The sequence below is a fragment of the Pseudomonas sp. C9-3 genome (assembly GCF_032392015.1).
In the GTDB taxonomy this organism is placed as follows: Bacteria; Pseudomonadota; Gammaproteobacteria; order Pseudomonadales; family Pseudomonadaceae; genus Pseudomonas; species Pseudomonas nitroreducens.
Genome location: NZ_CP135919.1, coordinates 2,689,970 through 2,705,094, shown reverse-complemented (window position 1 = coordinate 2,705,094; position 15,125 = coordinate 2,689,970). Strand labels below are relative to the sequence as shown.

Here is a 15,125-nt window from a genome sequence, read left to right as displayed (position 1 = left end):
GGAAACAAGGCCTGCTCATTTAGGGCATCTAAACTCCGCGTCCTCGTTTCAAATCCGCCTAGCCAGTCGCTAGCTCGCTCGATCTTCAACCGCATTGAACAAGAGAAGAGATTCAGCCATGGCACTTACCCGCGAACAAATGGCTCAGCGCGTGGCGCGCGAGCTGCAGGACGGTTTCTACGTGAACCTGGGCATCGGCATTCCGACCCTGGTCGCCAACTACGTGCCCGAGGGCATGGAAGTGATGCTGCAATCGGAGAACGGCCTGCTCGGCATGGGCGCGTTTCCCACGGAAGACAGCGTCGACGCCGACATGATCAACGCCGGCAAGCAGACCGTGACCGCCGTGAAGGGCGCGTCGATCTTCGACTCCGCGCAATCCTTCGCGATGATCCGTGGCGGCCACGTCGACCTCACCGTGCTCGGTGCCTTCGAGGTGGACGTACAGGGCAACATCGCCTCCTGGATGATTCCCGGCAAGCTGGTGAAAGGCATGGGCGGCGCCATGGACCTGGTGGCCGGCGCGGACAACATCATCGTCACCATGACCCACGCTTCGAAGGACGGTGAATCCAAGCTGCTGGACCAGTGCTCGCTGCCGCTGACCGGCGCCGGCTGCATCCGCAAGGTACTCACCGACCTGGCCTACCTGGAGATCGAGGACGGCGCCTTCATCTTGCGCGAGACGGCGCCGGGTGTGAGCGTTGCCGAGATCGCCGAAAAGACCGCCGGCCGCCTGATCGTGCCGGACGATGTGAAGGAAATGACCTTCTGATCCCCTGCCCCGTATAGGAGCGAGGGGGACGCCTAGTCCTTGCTCGCGAACCAGTCCGGGCACCGGGACAAGAACGTTCGCGAGCAAGCTCGCTCCTACAGGGGCAAAGCCAGCTTCGGAGTACCTCAGATGCAAGACGTAGTGATAGTTGCCGCCACCCGTACCGCCATCGGCGCCTTCCAGGGCAGCCTGGCGAATATTCCCGCCCATGAACTGGGCAGCCTGGTCATCCGCTCGCTGCTCGAACGCAGCGGCGTAAATCCGGACCAGATCGACGAAGTCATCCTCGGCCAGGTACTCACTGCCGGCGCCGGGCAGAACCCCGCGCGCCAGGCGTCCATCGGCGCGGGTCTGCCGGTTGAAGTACCCGCGATGACCATCAACAAGCTCTGCGGCTCGGGCCTGAAATCGTTGTTCCTCGGCGTCCAGGCGATCCGCTGCGGCGACGCCGACGTGGTGATCGCCGGCGGCCAGGAAAGCATGAGCCTCGCGCCCTATGTGCTGCCCAAGGCTCGTACCGGCCTGCGCATGGGCCACGCCGAGCTGCAGGACACCCTGCTGCGCGACGGCCTGATCGATGCCTTCAACGACTACCACATGGGCATCACCGCCGAGAACCTGGCGGAGAAGTTCGGCATCAGCCGTGAAGCCCAGGATGCCTTTGCCGCGCAGTCCCAGCTCAAGGCCGCCTCGGCCATCGAGGCCGGGCGCTTCAAGGACGAGATCACCCCGGTGCTGATTCCCCAGCGCAAGGGCGACCCGCTGTCCTTCGCCACCGACGAGCAGCCCCGCGCCGGCACCACTGCCGAGTCCCTGGCCAAGCTCAAGCCGGCTTTCAAGAAGGACGGCACCGTCACCGCCGGCAACGCTTCCACCCTTAACGATGGCGCCGCCGCCGTGCTGCTGATGAGCGCCGAGCGCGCACGCAGTCTGAACCTGCCGGTTCTGGCGCGCATCCAAGCCTATGCCAGCAGCGGCGTCGACCCGTCGATCATGGGTATCGCCCCGGTGACTGCTACCCGTCGCTGCCTGGAGAAGGCCGGCTGGAGCCTGGACGAGGTCGAGCTGATCGAGGCCAACGAGGCCTTTGCGGCGCAAGCGCTGTCAGTCGGCAAGGAACTGGGCTGGAACGCGGAGAAGGTCAACGTCAACGGTGGCGCCGTCGCCCTTGGCCACCCGATCGGCGCTTCGGGCGCCCGCGTGCTGGTGACGCTGCTTCACGAAATGCTCCGCCGCGATGCGAAGAAGGGTCTGGCCACTCTGTGCATCGGTGGCGGCCAGGGTGTCGCCATGGCTCTTGTCAAAGACTGAGGACCACGCGACCAACGACCAACGACCAATTGGCGAGCGCCGGCCGGCATGTAGCAATGCCGGACCGGCTGGCGGATGGGCGGTGGGCACACCGACAGACGACATCCGCCGCGGTTTCCGACGTCCCCCGGCGTCGACAAACCTTGCGTCACCGTCCGGCCCCACGCAGGCCGGGCGGTTTTTCTGTTTTGCCGATACAGACGAGCTCATCACAAATGAGCCATTACAAGAACAATGAGGTAGACCGTTATGACTTCCCACGTGCAAACACCCGGCACCGCCTTGCAGGACAGCCGCTCCGCGCGCTTCGCCATGGCCTGTTCCAACTGGGCCGAACGCTGGTTCCCCGACTCCTGGGTCTTCGCCGCGCTCGCGGTGCTGATCGTCACTGTCGCCGCCCTGGCCATCGGCGCGCCGGCCACTGAAACCGCCAAGGCCTTCGGTGACGGTTTCTGGAGCCTGATTCCCTTCACCATGCAGATGGCCTTCGTGGTCATCGGCGGTTACGTCGTCGCCAGTTCCGGCCCGGCTTCCAGGCTCATCGACCTGTTCGCCCGCGTACCGAAGAACGGCCGCTCGGCGGTGGCCTGGGTCGCGCTGATCTCCATGGTCGCTTCGCTGCTCAACTGGGGCCTGTCCCTGGTGTTCGGAGGCCTTCTGGTGCGCGCACTGGCTCGCCGCGAAGACCTGAAGATGGATTACCGCGCCGCTGGCGCAGCCGCCTACCTGGGCCTGGGCGCCGTGTGGGCGCTGGGCCTGTCGTCGTCCGCCGCGCAGTTGCAGGCCAACCCGGCCAGCCTGCCGCCGTCGATCCTGGCGATCACGGGCGTCATCCCGTTCACCGAGACGATCTTCCTCTGGCAATCCGGCGTGATGCTGCTGGCCCTGGTGCTGGTGTCGCTGGTGATCGCCTACATGACCGCACCCGGCGCCGGCAGCGCTCGCGATGCCAAGGCCTGCGGCGTGGACGTCAGCTTCACCCCGCCCAGCGCGCCGAAGGCGACCCGCCCGGGCGAGTGGCTGGAGCACAGCCCGCTGCTGATCCTGATGCTGGTGGCCCTGGCCGGTGGCTGGCTGGTCCACGAGTTCAGCACCAAGCCGGCGATCACCGCGATCTCCGGGCTGAATACCTACAACCTGCTGTTCATCATGGCCGGCGCGCTGCTGCACTGGCGCCCGCGCAACTTCCTTGATGCTGTCGCCCGCGCCGTGCCGACCACTACCGGTGTGCTGATCCAGTTCCCGTTGTATGGCTCCATCGCCGCGATCCTCACCACGGTGAAGGGCGGCGACGGTTCGACCATCGCCCACCACATCTCCACCTTCTTCGTGCAGATCGCCTCCCACGACACCTATGCGCTGCTCATGGGCGTGTACTCGGCGGTGCTGGGCTTCTTCATCCCGTCCGGCGGCGGCAAGTGGATCATCGAGGCGCCCTACGTGATGCAGGTGGCCAATGAGCTGCAATACCACCTGGGCTGGGCGGTGCAGATCTACAACGCCGCCGAGGCGCTGCCGAACCTGATCAACCCGTTCTACATGCTGCCGCTGCTGGGTGTGCTGGGCCTGAAGGCCCGCGACCTGATCGGCTTCAGCTTCGTCCAGTTGCTGGTGCACATCCCGCTGGTGCTGTTCCTGCTCTGGGCGCTGGGCACCACCCTGCAGTACCTGCCGCCGGTCCAGCCGTAACCACGCATTCGGTCCCGGCAGCAGCAAGCCCGGATGTCGCAAGACATCCGGGCTTTTTCATGGTCAGCCGCGGCTGATTTCCACCGGGCCCAGCACGCGGGCGTCCAGGTGCTCGCCGCTGAGTTGCGCGGCATCCTGGTCGAACACTTCGCGCAGCCAGTCGCTGATCGCCTGGAAGCGGCCGATGCGGCCGGCGTCGCGGTGGCTGAGCAGCCAGATTTCCCGCATGACCACCGGCCCGGACAGCCGCACCAATCCCTCCCGATCACCGAGGATGCACGGCAGCAGGGCCATGCCCAGGCCGCTCTGGCAGGCATGGATCAGCGTGGTCACGCTGCTGGCGCGCAGGGCGAAGCCGGCGCCGGGGGCGAAGCGCCGCACCCAGGCCATCTCCGGCGTATCGTCGAGTTCCTCGCCGTAGCCCAGCCAGGCCTGCTGTGGCCACAGCTCCACCGGCACGCGGGAAAAGGACGTGGCCGCGTACACGGCAAAACCGATGTCGGCGACCTTGCGCATCACCAGTGCGGCGTCTTCCGCCGGGCGTGCCAGGCGTAGCGCGAAGTCGGCCTCGCGACGGGTGAAGGACAACGAACGGTTCGCCGGGATCAGCTGCAACTGCAGGCTCGGGTAGGTGCGCGCCAGGTGGGGCATGTGCTGCACCAGCCAGTGGCTGAAGAGGAAGTCCACCGCCGTGATGCGCACGCTGCCGCTGATGGCGCTGGCTTCGTCGCGGGTCTCCAGCAGCATGCTCTGCACATCGCCGAGGATGCGTTCGGCATGGCTGAGGAAGGCCTCGCCGGCGTCGGTGGCCTTGTAGCCGGAGTTGTCGCGGATGAACAGCCGCGTCTGTAGTGCGGCTTCCGCCGCCACCAGGCGCCGGCTCATGGTCGAGGGATCGACGCCCAGCGCGCGGCCGGCGGCGCTCATGCTGCCGTGACGGGCGAGGGCGAGGAGGATCGGGATGTCGTTCCAGTCGAAGTTCATGGCGATCTCCTGGCGGGCTTCAGAAGCACACGTCGGCGGCCGGGATGACCTTGGCTCGCGGGCCGAAGCTGCTGATGCTGCCCAGCACCGCATTGTGATGCGCGGTGATCTGCGCGGCGCTGAGCACGGCGTTGTCGACGGTGGAGTGCGCATCGCCCACCAGCGTCACCGCATAGCCCTGGGCCAGGGAGCGGCGGGTGGTGGTGTCGACGCAGTAGTCGCTCTGCAGGCCGCAGATCACCAGGTGGTCGATGCCGCGCGATTGCAGCAGCTCGGCCAGGTCAGTGCGCAGGAAGGAATCCGGGGTGGTCTTGCGCACCTTCAGGTCGGAGTGATCGGTGAGCAGGCGCGTTTCCAGCTGCCAGCCGGCGCTGCCATACTGCAGGTCATCGTCCTCGTGCTGTACCAGCACCACCGGCACAGCGGCCTCCCGCGCTGCTCGGCTCATGCTGTTGATGCGCTGCAGGACGTTGTCGATGTCGAAACAGGCGGAGTCGCCGGAACACAGGTCGGACTGGACGTCGATGATCAGCAGGGCGGTGCTCATGGTCAGGGAATTCCGAAGGTTCAGTGAAGCTGGGAATGGTAGCCGCCCGAGTGCGGCGGGCCAATGCCGGCAGGCATTTGCTGCCAAAGCCGTATTTCCCTTTGCCCCGGCTTGGGCGATGGTGTCGGCCATGAACCGGACCGGATGCCGATGAACACATTCCCCGCCAAGACCCTGACCCTCGCCAACGGCCTGCGCGCCACTGTCGTTCATGCTCCCGGCGCCAGCCACGCCGCTGCGCTGCTGCGCATTGCCCGGGGCAGCCACGATGAGCCCGAAGCCTTCCCGGGCCTTGCGCATTTCACCGAACACCTGCTGTTCCTCTGCGGCGAACGCTTCGTCGAGGGCGAGCGGCTGATGCCCTGGGTGCAGGCGCGCGGAGGGCGGGTCAACGCCAGCACCCGCGCGCGGCAGACCGACTACTTCTTCGAGGTGCCGGCCGATGCATTGGGGGACGGATTGGCGCGCCTGGTGGACATGCTCGCGCGACCGCGCCTGGATGAAGCCGTGCAGGTGGCTGAACGTGAAGTGCTGGAGGCCGAGTTTCTTGCCCGCGGCCGCGATCCCGACACCCTGATCGACGCCGCCCTGGCCTTGGCGGTGGCGCCGGGGCACGCGCTGGGGCGTTTCGTGGCCGGCCGGCGCGACACGCTGAAGGTGGAAAGTGCCGAGTTCCAGCAGGCGCTGCGTGATTTCATCCGCTCCTGCCAGGTCGGCGGGGCGCTGGAACTCTGGTTACAGGGGCCGCAAACACTGGAAGAGCTGGCGGTATTGGCGGAGCGTGAAGGGAGTGTGTTTCCCCTGGGCGCGGCCGTCGCAAGCGCTGACCGGGAATCCCTTCTGCCGCTCAGCGGTGAGGAACTGAAACTGCGCTTGCCGGGCGCGCCACGGCTGGTCCTGGCATTCGCTCTGGATGGCATGGCGGGCGAGGGCGGCGCGCTGCTGGAGCAACTGCAGGGCTGGCTGGCCGACGAGGCGCCCGGCTCGCTGCTGGCCTGCCTGGGCCAAAACGGGCTGGCCGACAGTGCTCGTGCGCGCCTGAGCCGCTTCGCCGACGGCCAGGCGTTGCTGCGTTTCGATTTCGAACTGGCCGAAGCGTCCACGGCCGATCTCGTGGAGTCGGCCTTTCTCTCCTGGCTGGAGGCGCTGCGCAAGTTGCCGGCGGATGTGCTCGCCGCTGCGCCTGCCGATGGGGCAACGGGCTCATTGGCGCAGTTGCAGCGCAGAGCGCGCAGCGACGCGTCATCGGCCTGGCTCGGCCAATTGGTGGCGTCGCGAATGATCCGCCTGTTGGCCTCGGAGTCGGTGATCGTCGAATCCCTGACCTCGGCCGGCTTCATTCTCGACGTCGTGCGCTGCGCGAAGCGCCCCGCCGAACCGCTGCGTGCCGAGCCCTGGTCCTTTGCACCGACGCAGCTCCCGGCCGACAGCGAGCCCGCGGCCCTGCACCTGCGCTGGCGCTTCCCCCAGGCGCCGGGTCGACAGGCCTTCCTCAGTGCGCGGCAGGTGTTGCGCCCGTTGGCTGGCGCGGCGCGGCACGAAGGTGTCACGCTGCGCCTGGAAGCCCTGGAAAGTGACTGGACGCTGCTGCTGTCCGGCGCAAGAAACCAGCTCGCCGACCTGGCCGAGTGCGCTATCAATGCCCTCCAGCATCCTCCAGCCGCAGTACTGGGGCAGGGCGCGCGCCTGCTGGCGGCCGAACGCCGTCGCCGCGAAGGCGAAATGCCCATCCGTCAGTTGATCGACCTGCTGCCGCAGATGCTGGCGGGGGACAGCGAAGCACTGCCGGACTGGTCGGCTGCTCACTGGGACGCCCTGGCCCTGGGCATCGAGTTGCCGGATACCCTGGCCGATCACTCGACCACCAGCGCGCTGCCACCGCGCAGCGGGCCGCCCGGCCGCCACCGCCAGGTGCTGGAGACGCCGGGTGAAGCAGCGTTGCTGCTGTTCTGCCCACTGGTGTCCCGCTCGGTGGCGGACGAAGCCGCGTGGCGCCTGCTGGCCCGTGTGCTGGAGCCGGCTTTCTTCCATTGGCTGCGCGGTGAACGGCAGCTGGCCTATGCGCTGTACTGTGGTTTCCGCCAGATAGGCATGCGGCGCGGGATCCTCTTCGCAGTGCAGTCGCCGCTGCTCTCGGCTGTTGAATTGCAGGCCGAGGTAGACAGCTTCCTCTACCAGCAGGGCGAGGCTCTGCTGCGCATCGACCCGCAGCGCGTCGACAGCCTGCGTGCTTCGCTGGCTGCCGAGCTGGCCTGCGCGCCGGGCGATTTCGCCGAGCGCCTGCAGCAGGCCTGGCATGACCAGTTGGCGGGTGTCCTGCCGCCTCACCGGGCACTCATGGCCGAAGCCCTGGAGAGCCTTTGCGGCACCGAGCTACGCGCCGCGCATTCCGCGCTGACCTCGGCCCAGGGCGGCCACTGGCTGCTGCTCAGCCGCGCCTGAGACTCGTACTTTCGACCGAGGGTACCGTCCGCAAGGCGGTCGCCCGGTCGACTTCTGCCTTACGCCTCGCGACCTGCTCCCTGGGTCGGGTCCCTGGTAGTGGCCCGGCGGTCGCGACCCTGCGCGACCATCGCCGCGAGCCTGAGGTAGTGGCGGTCGCAGAGCCTTGCGCAGCGCTCTCGCAGAACGCCCGAAGGGCCCGGTGAAACGGCGCCAAAGCAGCGTATGTCGCCGCTTCCGCCATTTCGATAATCGCCTCCGCCACGACTGAAACCGCAGTCGTTCCATTCACCCGGAGAGCGCCATGAACAAGAACAACATCGCCGTCCGCCGCCAGCTTCTGCCGCTGGCACTGGCCACCCTGGCCCTGTCTTCAGCGTCGAGCGTGGCTCGCGCCGACATCCTGCTGTACGACAAGGATGACACCACCTTTTCCACCGACGGCTACTTCAACGCCTTCTATGTGAACAGCGACGTCGACCGCAACGGCGAAACCTACGACCGCCGCCAGTCGCGGGTGAAGATGGGCTTCCTGCCCAACTACATCGGCTTCAACTTCGGCAAGAAGATCGACGGCCTGACCCTCACCGGGCGCTCGTCGTTCTGGGTGACCATCAACGACAGCGAGCAGGACGGCACCGATACCGCCATCGACGTTCGCCAGTTCTACGGCAATGTCGCCGGCGACTGGGGCGAGGTGCTGATCGGCAAGGACTTCGGCCTGTTCTCGCGCTCCAACATCTTCCTCGACGAACTGCTCGCCGGCTTCGGCAACGCCAGCGACACCCTTGGCCTGGTGGATGGCAAGGGCGTGTCCTTCGGCAACATCGGCACCGGCTACCCGTACCCGTTCCCGACCTCGCAAATCACCTACCGCAACAACAACCTGGTGGACGGCCTGCGCGTCGCCGTCGGCATCATGGACCCGATCGACACCAACCAGATCGACAAGGACGCCAGCGACGGCCTCGACGACAAGGCCTACCAGGACAACCCGCGCTACGAGAGTGAGATCAGCTACCAGTTCGACGTCGGCGGCGCGCAGATCTACAGCTGGGTCAACGGCGCCTACCAGACCTCGAAGAACACCAACGACGAAGTCGACAGCGTGACTTCCAAGGGCCTGGGCTACGGCATCCAGGCGAAGATGGGTGGCCTCTCGCTGACCGGTTCGGGCTTCACCGCCAAGGGCATCAACCCGTTCTTCACCAACAACGCCGGCGAAGCCGCGCTGCGCGAAGTGGACAGCCGCGGCGTGCTGTTGCAGGGCTCCTACAGCTGGGGCAAGAACCGTGTGGCGCTGTCCACCGGCGAGACCCGCGACGACGGCAATGGCCTGGGCAGCGCAGCGGACTACTCCACCAAGGGCATCGCCTACTTCCGCACCATCAACGACAACCTCAAGCTGGTGGCCGAGTACAACGTCTACGAGATCGACGGGCGCAAGGGCTCCACCGTCAGCGAGGACACCGACACCTTCGCGGTGGGCGCCGTCCTCAACTGGTAACTCCGCAAACTCCTTTGGCTCCATTTCGGCGGGTTGGCACAGCGTGTCGCCCGCCTTTTTTCTTCACTTCAAGGAAGGCTCGTCATGATCGGATCGTGGAGCGCGCACGCGCAGACTTACCTGCTGGTTCTGTCCATCGCCACCACCCTGGTGTTCGCCTTGCCCATCTTCCTGGTGCCGCTGCTGTGGGCGCGGGTGATGCAGTGGCAGTTGCCGGAACACACCGATCTTGCGGTGTATTTCGGGCGCTGCCTGGGGGCGTTCATCCTCATCGTCGAAGGGCTGATGTTGCGCGCGGCGTTGACCGGCGAGGCGCTGGTGACCACTTTCGAGGTGCTGGCGGCGGTGGCGGGGTTCATGGTGGCGGTGCACATCTACGGCGCGCTGCGCAGGATTCAGCCGTGGACGGAGACCGTGGAGACGGGGTTCTACGCCGGGATGCTGGTACTGACGTTGCTGTTCTGGCCGATGGGCTAACGCTGGCAGGGCCGGCTCCTGGGGGCCTGACAAGTAGCGTCATTGCTCTGGCTCATGAAGTCTTCCAGAGAAACATCCGCGCGCTCCGGAGTGCCCCTTTCAGGAGGCCGAAGGTGATCGGAGTTTCAGGGGTTGAGCGACATGGATGTCGCGAGAGCCACGATGGGCCAGGGATGGCCCTTCGTGGCGGGCCCCTGAAACTCCGAGGAACCGAGGGTATTTTTCGCGAAGCGAAAAACCGGATGTAGGGGCGAGCCCTTTGGTTACTTTCTGGCGTTTGAGAAAGTAACTCGCCCGAGGGGGCGAAACACTGAGCCCGCGCGTACGCAAAAGCGGCGCCGGAATACCCAAGCTCCAGGCATCGCAATTGGAAAGCCCGACGCTGACTCGAGGGAACGCCTCAAGCGCGTGATCGCGGGTGCGGCTCGCTCCTACAGACATCCCGCTACTTTCGGATAGACCCGCCGCGACCCAAGTAGCATGGGGTCCACTCCAGCCCCTTCGTAGAATGCCAGCGTCGATATCCTGACTGGGCGCACGCCATGCACGAAACACAAGGAGTCGTTCGCGGCATGTCCGATGCCCGCGACGTCGAGGCGGTCGCCCAGGACCTGGCGCGGCAACTGATCCATCCGAACCTGGGCTTCGTGCTGTTCTTCTGCTCTGCCGAATACGACCTGCCGGCGCTGGCCGCCGCGCTGGAGCAGTACTTCGGCGGCATCGACCTGGCCGGTTGCACCACCGCCGGCGAGATCACCCCGCAGGGCTATGGCCGTGGCTGCGTCACCGCCGTGGGCTTCGACCTGCGCAGCTTCGCCATCTCCTGCGCGCTGGTGGACGAGATGGAACGCTTCAGCCTGATCGATGCCCAGCAGATGGTCGAATCCCTGGTGGCCGACTGTCGCTGCGCAGGGCTGGCGCCGATCAAGGACCACAGTTTCGCCCTGACCCTGCTCGATGGCCTGTCCAGCCGCGAGGAAGTGGTGCTCGCCGCACTGAGCGCGGCGCTCGGCGCCATTCCGCATTTCGGTGGCTCGGCCGGTGACGACAACCACCTGACCCACACCCACGTCTACTACCAGGGCCAGTTCCACACAGGGGCGGCCGTCGTGGTGCTGTTCAATACCTGGCTGGACTTCGAGGTGTTCACCACCCACCACGTGCTGCCCAGCGAGGAGAAACTGGTGGTTACCCGCGCCGACAGCGACAGCCGCCGGGTGCTGGAGCTCAACGCCGAACCGGCCGCCCTGGAGTTCGCGCGGCTGGTCGGCGTGCCGCTGCAGCAGCTGGATTTCTCGCTGTTCCCGGCGCACCCGCTGGCGGTGCGGGTGCGCGACCAGTACTACGTGCGCTCGATCCAGCAGGTCAACGACGACCTCAGCCTGACTTTCTACTGCGCGGTGGAGAACGGCATCGTCCTCACCGCCATGAGCACCGGCCCGTTGCTGCCGGGGCTGCAGGCACAGTTCCAGCGCCTGCATGAGCGCCTCGGGCCGCCGCTGCTGACTATCGGCTGCGACTGTTTCCTGCGCCGCCTGGAGCTGGAAGTGGCCGGCGATACCGAACCCACCGCCGAGTTTCTCCGAAGCCAGCAGGTGATCGGCTTCAACACCTACGGGGAACAATTCAATGGCATGCATATCAACCAGACCTTCACCGGTGTCGCCATTGGCCGTCCTCGGGGCAACGCCGGAGGCTGAACTGCGCGCGCGGATCGACGAGCTGGAGCGCGACAACCACAAGCTGCAGCGGATCAACGCGGCGCTGATCGAGCGCGTGGAGTCCGCGACGTCCCGTGGCGACAACGCCTACGGCGCCTTCCAGCATTCCGTGGTGCTGGCCGAGCAGGTGCGCGAGCGTACCGACGCGCTGAGCGAGGCGATGGTCGAGCTGAAGTCCAGCAACCAGCTGCTCAGCGATGCCCGCCTGCGCGCCGAGACCGCGCACCAGCACCTGCTGGACGCCGTGGAGAGCATTTCCGACGCCTTCGTGCTGTTCGATCCGCAGCAGCGCATCGTCCTCTACAACGAACGCTTCCGTGCCTTCTGGGCGCAGACCCGCGCCCGCGTCGGCACGGGAACGCGACTCGCCGAAGTGCGCCGACTGGCGCAGAGCAGCGGGCTGATCGTCGAGGAACAGCGCAGCAGCGATGACGAGCACACCCTCTATCGGCTGCGTAACGACCGTTGGGTCCGGGTGACCGAGCGGCCCACCCGCGACGGCGGCCTGGTAGTGCTCTACAGCGACATCACCGAGATCAAGCAGAGCGAGATGGCGCGCCGCGAGCAGGCGGTGGCGCAGAAGTCGCACCTGCTGCAACGCGCCGTAGACAACCTGTCCCAGGGCGTGGCCATGGTCGGCGCCGACGGCGCGCTGGAGCTGTGGAACCGGCGCTTCCTGGAGCTCTGCGGACTGGCGCCGATCGAGGCTCACCGGCCCTTCGCCGAGGTCATGGCCGACAGCGAACTGCCGCTGCTGACCCCACGCAGCCGGCCGCGCAAGGGTGAGGCGGAAGGGGTGATCGAGCAGCGACTGTTCGACGGCCGCATGCTCGAGATTCGCACCCACGCGCTGCCTACCGGTGGCTTCGTCAACACCTTCACCGACATTACCGAGCGCTACCGCCACGCCGAAGCGCTGCGCGAGAGCGAGCGCTGGATTCGCCTGATCACCGACCAGGTGCCGGCGCTGATCGCCTACCTCACCGCCGACCTCGACTACGACTTCACCAACAAGGTCTACGAGGAGTGGTACCGCTGGCCCAGCGGCTCGATGCTCGGGCGCAACCTGCGCGAGGTGCACAGCGCCGAGCACTGCCAGCGCCTGGAGCCGTACTTCGAGCGCGCGCTGTCGGGCGAAAGCGTCACCTTCGAGATTGCCGAGACCAACCTGACCGGGCAGGAGCGCTACATGCAACGCTCCTACGTACCCAACCGCCAGGCCGACGGCACGGTGAGCGGGCTGTTCGTGCTGATCCGCGACATCACCGAGCGCCGCCGCACCGCCGAAGCGTTGCACCAGGCCTACCAGAACCTGGAGCAACGGGTACGCGAACGCACCGCCGAGCTGACCAGCCTCAACGACCAGCTCAAGCGCGAGATCGACGAACGCAGCCAGGTCGAGGGCCGGCTGCGCGAGGCCAAGCGCGAGGCCGAGCAGGCCAACCTGTCGAAGACCAAGTTCCTCGCCGCCGTCAGCCATGACCTGCTGCAGCCGCTGAACGCCGCGAGGTTGTTCACCAGTGCCCTGCAGGAGCGCAGCGGCGAAGCCCTGGTGCGCAACATCAGCCAGTCGCTGGAGGACGTTGAAACGCTGCTCGGCACCCTGGTGGACATCTCCAAGCTGGACGCCGGGGTGATCAAGCCGGACATCGCCTCGTTCGACGTCAGCGAACTGCTCGGCAACCTCGCCGCCGAATACCGCCAGGTGGCCGCCAGCGAAGGCCTGGCGCTGGACTTCGTACCCTGCGGCGCCCAGGTGCGCAGCGATATCCAGCTGCTGGCGCGGATCCTGCGCAACCTGCTGACCAACGCCATCCGCTACACGCCTTCCGGGCGCGTGCTACTGGGCTGTCGGCGGCGCCGGCACAGCCTGTGGATCGAGGTCTGGGACACCGGCGTGGGCATCGCCGCGGACAAGCTCGGCGAGATATTCCAGGAGTTCAAGCGCGGTGACGTGCAGCGCTTTCACCAGGACCGCGGCCTGGGGCTGGGGCTGGCGATCGTCGAGAAGATCGCGCGCATGCTGGGCCATCGTATCCAGGTGGAGTCGGCGCCGGGCAAGGGGTCGCGTTTTTCCATCGAAGTCCCCCTGGCTCGCCGTGTGGCGCGCACCGAGCCGGAGCCGGAGCGTACCGCCGACGACCTGGTGGAGCGCCTGCGCGGGTCGCGCGTCTGGGTGCTGGATAACGATGCCGCGATCTGCGCCGGCATGCGCACGTTGCTGGAAACCTGGGGTTGCCAGGTGGTGACCGCGCTGTCGGAAGAGGACCTGGCGCGGCAGGTCGATAATTTCCATGCCGAGTCGGACCTGTTGATCGTCGATTACCACCTGGACGAGGGGCTGAACGGCGTCGATGCCGTCGCCTCGATCAACGCCCGGCGCGGCACGCCGCTACCGGCGCTGATGATCACCGCCAACTACAGCAACGAGCTGAAGCAGCAGATCCGCGAGCTGGGGCACACGCTGATGCACAAACCGGTGCGGCCGATGAAGCTGAAGACGGCGCTGTGCCATCTGATCGATAGCGCCCACTGATTTGGGCGCCGTAGTCTGCGGGTAGTTTCGGCGCTCGGGCCGGCCCTCACCCCAGCCCTCTCCCAAGGGGAGAGGGGGAGTCCGTACCGGCTGAAGTTGTGGTTACATCCTGCACCATACGCCTCCCATCCTCTGGGAGAGGGTAATAGCTTGCACGGACCTTCCCAGGCCCACGAATTGTAGGAGCGAGCTTGCTCGCGAACCGCCCAACGCGGAAACATCGTTCGCGAGCAAGCTCGCTCCTACAAAAAACAGATTGAGTCAGGCCCGCTGGGCGGCTGGAGCGCGCACCTTGGCCAGCAGGATCAGCGCGATCCCGCCGAGCACCGCCAATGACACCAGTGCCAGGCGCAGGCTGATCGCCTCGCCGAGCAACACGGCGCCGGAAAGGGCGGCGAGAATGGGTACGCTCAACTGCACCGAAGCGCCCTGGATCGCCGACAGACCCGGTAGTGCGCTGTACCAGATCGCGTAGCCGATGCCCGACGCCACTGCGCCGGACAGCACGGCATAGACGACACCCATCGCATCCACCCGTAGATCGGAGTGGAAAAAAGCCGCCAGCAAGGCCGCAAAGGCAATGGCGCGGACAAAGTTGCCGGTGCTGATCGCCAGCGGATCGCTGCCCTTGCGACCCAGCAACGAATACAGCCCCCAGGCCACACCCGACAGCAGCATCAGCAGCGCGCCGGCCAACGGCGGCGCGCTGGCGCTGGGCAGCAATTGGGCGAGCAGGCCGCCTAGGGCCAGCAGGAAGCCGAGCAGCGCCTGGCCGTGCAGGCGTTCGCCGCGCAGCAGGCCGACCAGGATCATGGTCACCTGCGCCGCGCCGAACAGCAGCAGGGCGCCGGTACCCGCATCCAGCTGCACGTAGGCGTAGGAGAAGGCTGCGGCGTAGACGAACAGCGCCGCTGCCGCGCGCCAGTTACCGCCTTCGCTGGCGGCGCGGCGGCGCAGTCTGAGCAGCACGGCGAGCATCAGCGCGCCCGAGAAGATGCGGAGGCCGGTGAAGCTCACCGCATCGATGCTGGTGGCCTTGAGCGCCAGGCGACAGAGGATGGAGTTGCCGGCGAAGGCGAGCATCGCCAGCCCGGTGAGGCTCAGGGTGCGGGTGGAGGGCATCGAGTGGTTCCCGG

11 protein-coding genes are annotated in these 15,125 nt (G+C 66.7%); 8 read left to right on the top strand and 3 right to left on the bottom strand.

The genetic code is table 11. The features are described 5' to 3' along the window. Positions 1–118: 118 nt before the first annotated feature. The 3 genes from RS899_RS12090 to RS899_RS12080 all read left to right on the top strand — a co-directional run bounded on the left by RS899_RS12090 (position 119) and on the right by RS899_RS12080 (position 3,775). A complete protein-coding gene (locus tag RS899_RS12090; RefSeq protein WP_054907003.1) occupies positions 119–775 on the top strand; it encodes a CoA transferase subunit B in 657 nt (218 codons plus the stop codon). Positions 776–904: 129 nt separating this feature from the next. Continuing rightward, the gene (locus tag RS899_RS12085; protein WP_315810056.1) at positions 905–2,086 is read left to right on the top strand and encodes an acetyl-CoA C-acetyltransferase; all 1,182 of its coding nucleotides are present in this window, start codon (positions 905–907) and stop codon (positions 2,084–2,086) included. Positions 2,087–2,335: 249 nt separating this feature from the next. After that, positions 2,336–3,775 carry a short-chain fatty acid transporter gene (locus RS899_RS12080; RefSeq protein ID WP_233300209.1) on the top strand — a complete coding sequence of 480 codons (1,440 nt, stop codon included), beginning with the start codon at positions 2,336–2,338 and terminating at the stop codon, positions 3,773–3,775. A gap of 63 nt (positions 3,776–3,838) precedes the next feature. On the opposite strand, the gene RS899_RS12075 is transcribed toward RS899_RS12080, so the two are convergent. After that, positions 3,839–4,759: a LysR family transcriptional regulator gene (locus RS899_RS12075; protein ID WP_315810055.1), complete on the bottom strand. Its 921-nt coding sequence runs from the start codon at positions 4,757–4,759 to the stop codon at positions 3,839–3,841. Positions 4,760–4,778: 19 nt separating this feature from the next. Next, complete coding sequence (locus RS899_RS12070) at positions 4,779–5,306, bottom strand: cysteine hydrolase family protein (RefSeq protein ID WP_315810054.1); 528 nt, start codon at positions 5,304–5,306, stop codon at positions 4,779–4,781. 150 nt (positions 5,307–5,456) lie between these two features. Here RS899_RS12070 and pqqF point away from each other — a divergent pair, with 150 nt between their 5' ends. The 5 genes from pqqF (at position 5,457) to nahK (ending at position 13,989) form a co-directional block, all read left to right on the top strand. Then, on the top strand, positions 5,457–7,748 hold the full coding sequence (gene pqqF / locus RS899_RS12065; protein ID WP_315810053.1) for a pyrroloquinoline quinone biosynthesis protein PqqF: 2,292 nt from the start codon (positions 5,457–5,459) through the stop codon (positions 7,746–7,748). Between the two features lie 304 nt (positions 7,749–8,052). Next, positions 8,053–9,255 carry a porin gene (locus RS899_RS12060; RefSeq protein ID WP_315810052.1) on the top strand — a complete coding sequence of 401 codons (1,203 nt, stop codon included), beginning with the start codon at positions 8,053–8,055 and terminating at the stop codon, positions 9,253–9,255. 84 nt (positions 9,256–9,339) lie between these two features. Continuing rightward, positions 9,340–9,732 carry a hypothetical protein gene (locus RS899_RS12055; RefSeq protein ID WP_315810051.1) on the top strand — a complete coding sequence of 131 codons (393 nt, stop codon included), beginning with the start codon at positions 9,340–9,342 and terminating at the stop codon, positions 9,730–9,732. Between the two features lie 542 nt (positions 9,733–10,274). Continuing rightward, positions 10,275–11,432 (top strand): nitric oxide-sensing protein NosP, encoded by a 1,158-nt coding sequence (gene nosP, locus RS899_RS12050; protein WP_233300204.1) that lies wholly within the window; start codon positions 10,275–10,277, stop codon positions 11,430–11,432. Next, complete coding sequence (gene nahK / locus RS899_RS12045; protein ID WP_315810050.1) at positions 11,362–13,989, top strand: hybrid sensor histidine kinase/response regulator NahK/ErcS'; 2,628 nt, start codon at positions 11,362–11,364, stop codon at positions 13,987–13,989. Before nosP ends, nahK begins: the two co-directional genes overlap by 71 nt. A gap of 261 nt (positions 13,990–14,250) precedes the next feature. Here nahK and RS899_RS12040 read toward each other — a convergent pair whose 3' ends face one another. Further along, positions 14,251–15,111, bottom strand: coding sequence for a DMT family transporter (locus tag RS899_RS12040; protein ID WP_315810049.1), 861 nt, complete (start codon positions 15,109–15,111; stop codon positions 14,251–14,253). Between the last annotated feature and the right edge of the window lie 14 nt (positions 15,112–15,125).

Bases quoted from the DNA above. Each gene is read 5' to 3' on its own strand.
- RS899_RS12080 (WP_233300209.1), top strand. From the start codon at position 2,336: ATGACTTCCCACGTGCAAACACCCGGCACCGCCTTGCAGGACAGCCGC.
- pqqF (WP_315810053.1), top strand. From the start codon at position 5,457: ATGAACACATTCCCCGCCAAGACCCTGACCCTCGCCAACGGCCTGCGC.
- RS899_RS12070 (WP_315810054.1), bottom strand. From the start codon at position 5,306: ATGAGCACCGCCCTGCTGATCATCGACGTCCAGTCCGACCTGTGTTCC.
- RS899_RS12075 (WP_315810055.1), bottom strand. From the start codon at position 4,759: ATGAACTTCGACTGGAACGACATCCCGATCCTCCTCGCCCTCGCCCGT.
- RS899_RS12040 (WP_315810049.1), bottom strand. From the start codon at position 15,111: ATGCCCTCCACCCGCACCCTGAGCCTCACCGGGCTGGCGATGCTCGCC.
- RS899_RS12085 (WP_315810056.1), top strand. From the start codon at position 905: ATGCAAGACGTAGTGATAGTTGCCGCCACCCGTACCGCCATCGGCGCC.
- nosP (WP_233300204.1), top strand. From the start codon at position 10,275: ATGCACGAAACACAAGGAGTCGTTCGCGGCATGTCCGATGCCCGCGAC.
- nahK (WP_315810050.1), top strand. From the start codon at position 11,362: ATGGCATGCATATCAACCAGACCTTCACCGGTGTCGCCATTGGCCGTC.
- RS899_RS12055 (WP_315810051.1), top strand. From the start codon at position 9,340: ATGATCGGATCGTGGAGCGCGCACGCGCAGACTTACCTGCTGGTTCTG.
- RS899_RS12090 (WP_054907003.1), top strand. From the start codon at position 119: ATGGCACTTACCCGCGAACAAATGGCTCAGCGCGTGGCGCGCGAGCTG.
- RS899_RS12060 (WP_315810052.1), top strand. From the start codon at position 8,053: ATGAACAAGAACAACATCGCCGTCCGCCGCCAGCTTCTGCCGCTGGCA.